At 61.2% G+C, this 2,895-nt stretch carries 1 protein-coding gene; it reads right to left on the bottom strand.

Translation table 11 applies throughout. From position 1 onward, the window contains the following. Positions 1-71 precede the first annotated feature (71 nt). Positions 72-2,519 carry a glycogen/starch/alpha-glucan phosphorylase gene (locus HGSM_RS00005; protein ID WP_019146685.1) on the bottom strand — a complete coding sequence of 816 codons (2,448 nt, stop codon included), beginning with the start codon at positions 2,517-2,519 and terminating at the stop codon, positions 72-74. Between the last annotated feature and the right edge of the window lie 376 nt (positions 2,520-2,895).

Genomic DNA, 2,895 nt, shown 5'->3' with positions numbered 1-2,895 from the left:
CCGCTCTTTTGCTTTTCGACGATTGTGGCTGGCACCCAGCGCGTGCTGGGTGCCAGGTCAATCGTCGAGGATCATGCTGTGTGGCGGCGTGCCGCAGGCAGCGGCGTGGCGTGCCAGATGCGGTCGAGGTAGTCACTGATGGAGCGGTCCGAGGAGAAGAAGCCGGAACGCGCCACGTTGAGGACAGCCGAGCGATTCCACGCTGCGGTGTCGCGGTACTTAGCCTCGATGTCCTGCTGGGCGTCCGCATACGCGCGGAAGTCGGCGAGGGCCATGAAGCGGTCGTGCCAGAGCCAATCGGACACGATTGGTTCAAAGGTCGAGCGCTCCCCGCCGGAGAATGCGCCGGAGGCGATCAAGTCGATCGCAAGCTTGAGATCCTCGTCCTGCTCGTAGTACTTGGACGGCGTGTAGCCGGCCTGAGCGAGGGACTCTGCCTCCGGTTCGGTCATGCCGAAGAGGAAGAAGTTCTCGTCACCAACAAGCTCGTGGATCTCAACGTTGGCACCGTCCAGGGTTCCCACGGTCAGTGCGCCATTGAGCGCAAACTTCATGTTTCCGGTTCCCGAGGCCTCCTTGCCTGCGAGCGAGATCTGCTCGGACAGGTCGGCTGCCGGGATGAGCTTCTCAGCGAGCGTGACGTTGTAGTTCGCGGGGAACGCGATCTTGAGGCGGCCGCGGAGTTCCGGCGCGTTATTGATTGTCGCCGCCACGGCGTTGATCAGGGCAATCGTTTCCTTGGCCATGCGGTAACCGGGGGCAGCCTTGGCACCGAACACTACGACGCGGGGCTCGATGTCCTCCGCGCGGAGCGTTCCCGCGAGTACGCGTGCGTAGAGCGAGACCACGTGCAGCAACTTGAGCGACTGGCGCTTGTACTCGTGGAGGCGCTTGACCATGACGTCGTACATTGCGTCGGCGGGGAGTTCGATGCCGTCGCGCTCTGCCAACACGGCCGCGATGCGCTGCTTGTTGAGCGACTTGACGTGCGCGAACTGCTCTAGGAAGCCCTCGTCATCCACGAGTTCCTCGAGTTTGGACAACTGCGCGAGGTCCCGGGTCCAGCCGGAGCCGATCGCATCGTCGAGCAGGTTGGACAGCTCGGGGTTGGAGAGGCGGACGAAGCGTCGAGGGGTCACACCGTTGGTAACGTTGGTGAACTTGTCCGGCCAGTAGGCGGAGAAGTCCTTGAGCACGTTGTCGCGGAGCAACTGGGAGTGGAGCGCGGCAACGCCGTTGACGCGGGCTGAGGCCACGGTTGCGAGGTGTGCCATTCGTACTGCCCGGAACGGCTGCTCCTGGATGATCGACATCTGGCGGACGAGGAGCTCGTTGCCGGTCTTGGCACGGACCTCGTCGAGGAACACTTCGTTGATCTTGAAGATGATCTCGAGGTGGCGGGGAAGGAGCCTGCCAAACAGGTCCACGGACCACACCTCGAGCGCTTCGGGCAGAAGGGTGTGGCAGGTGTAGTTGAAGATGCGCTGGGTGATGCCCCAGGCCTCGTCCCACTCCAAGCCGTGCTCATCCATGAGTAGGCGTATGAGCTCTGGGATCGCTACGACGGGGTGGGTGTCGTTGAGCTGGAACGTGATGTGCTCGGGCAGGTCGGTGAACGAGACGCCCAGTCCGAGGTAGCGGTCGAGCAGGTCTCGGACGGATGCTGCGACAAAGAAGTACTGCTGCTGGAGGCGCAGCTCCTTACCCTGCGGGGTGGAATCCTCAGGGTAGAGGACGTTCGAGATGTTCTCGGCGGCGGTGCGCGCGCGAACGGCGTTCTCAAAGTCTCCGGAGTTGAAGATTTGGAGGTTGAACTCGTCTGTGGCCCGTGCGCTCCACAGGCGAAGGGTGTTGACGTTCTCGGTGTCATAACCGGGTACGAGGTAGTCGCAAGGGACAGCCTGGACGTGCCACGCTGGAACCCACGTGCGGCCTGGCATGCCAGCGGAGGAGATCGTCTCTTCGACGTGGCCACCAAAGCCGACCAGCGAGGCCTTCTCAGGGTGGGGGAGTTCCCATGGAGTTCCGAGCGACATCCAGGTGTCGGGCTGTTCAACCTGCTGACCATCTACAAAGGTCTGGCGGAAGATGCCGTAGTTGTAGCGGATGCCGTAACCGATAGCGGGAATGTTCAGGGTTGCGAGCGAGTCAATGAAGCACGCGGCGAGGCGGCCTAGGCCACCATTGCCTAAGCCTGGCTCGATCTCGGTTGCGATTACGTCGTCCAGATCAATACCAAGGGTGGACAGGGCGGCGCGGGCCGTTGATTCGAGGTCAGTGGCGAGTAGAGCGTTGCCGGTCTGAGGTCCGAGGAGGTACTCGGCGGAGAGGTAGGCAACCGTCTTGGGTACTGCCTTGTTATAGGTCTCGTTGGTTGCATGCCACCGCTCGATAAGGCTGCGGCGAACTACACGTACAAGCGCAAAGTACTTGTCCTGCTCTGATGCAGCCTCAAGAGTGGTGCCCCTAGTGAACTGAAGTTCTTCGAGGAAGAGTGAAGCAAACGTCTGGGTATCCATGGCACTTCCTAACGGTGTCCTGACTAATGCGTACGCGCACGCACGCGCGAGCGGGCCTGATGGGTTCAGACGTCTTTGGCTGTTTGCCGATCCTATCGCGCTCAAGCAAACGGTAAATGAGCCCATGGTCTTGGGGAACAAGGCATGGGGGCTTTGTCGCTTGTTCGCGAGGTAACGGAGCGGGTGAGGTTCTTTCGCGCGCGTGCAGGTGAGGGAGATCCAAAACGCGCTGTGCCCGGCGTCACGCATTTGCCGGTAGCGTGAGCGGTGATCAGGTGTGTAAGGTTATCAAGTCCTCGCATGAGGGAGCGGAAATATTCGCTTCTACACGGCTCTGGATCACGATTCAACGAGTTTGGATCTGGTCAGATTCTAG

The sequence above is a fragment of the Timonella senegalensis JC301 genome (assembly GCF_000312125.1).
GTDB lineage: Bacteria > Actinomycetota > Actinomycetes > Actinomycetales > Cellulomonadaceae > Timonella > Timonella senegalensis.
The sequence above is the reverse complement of the archived record's forward strand: the minus strand, read 5'-3'. Positions and strand labels throughout refer to the sequence as shown.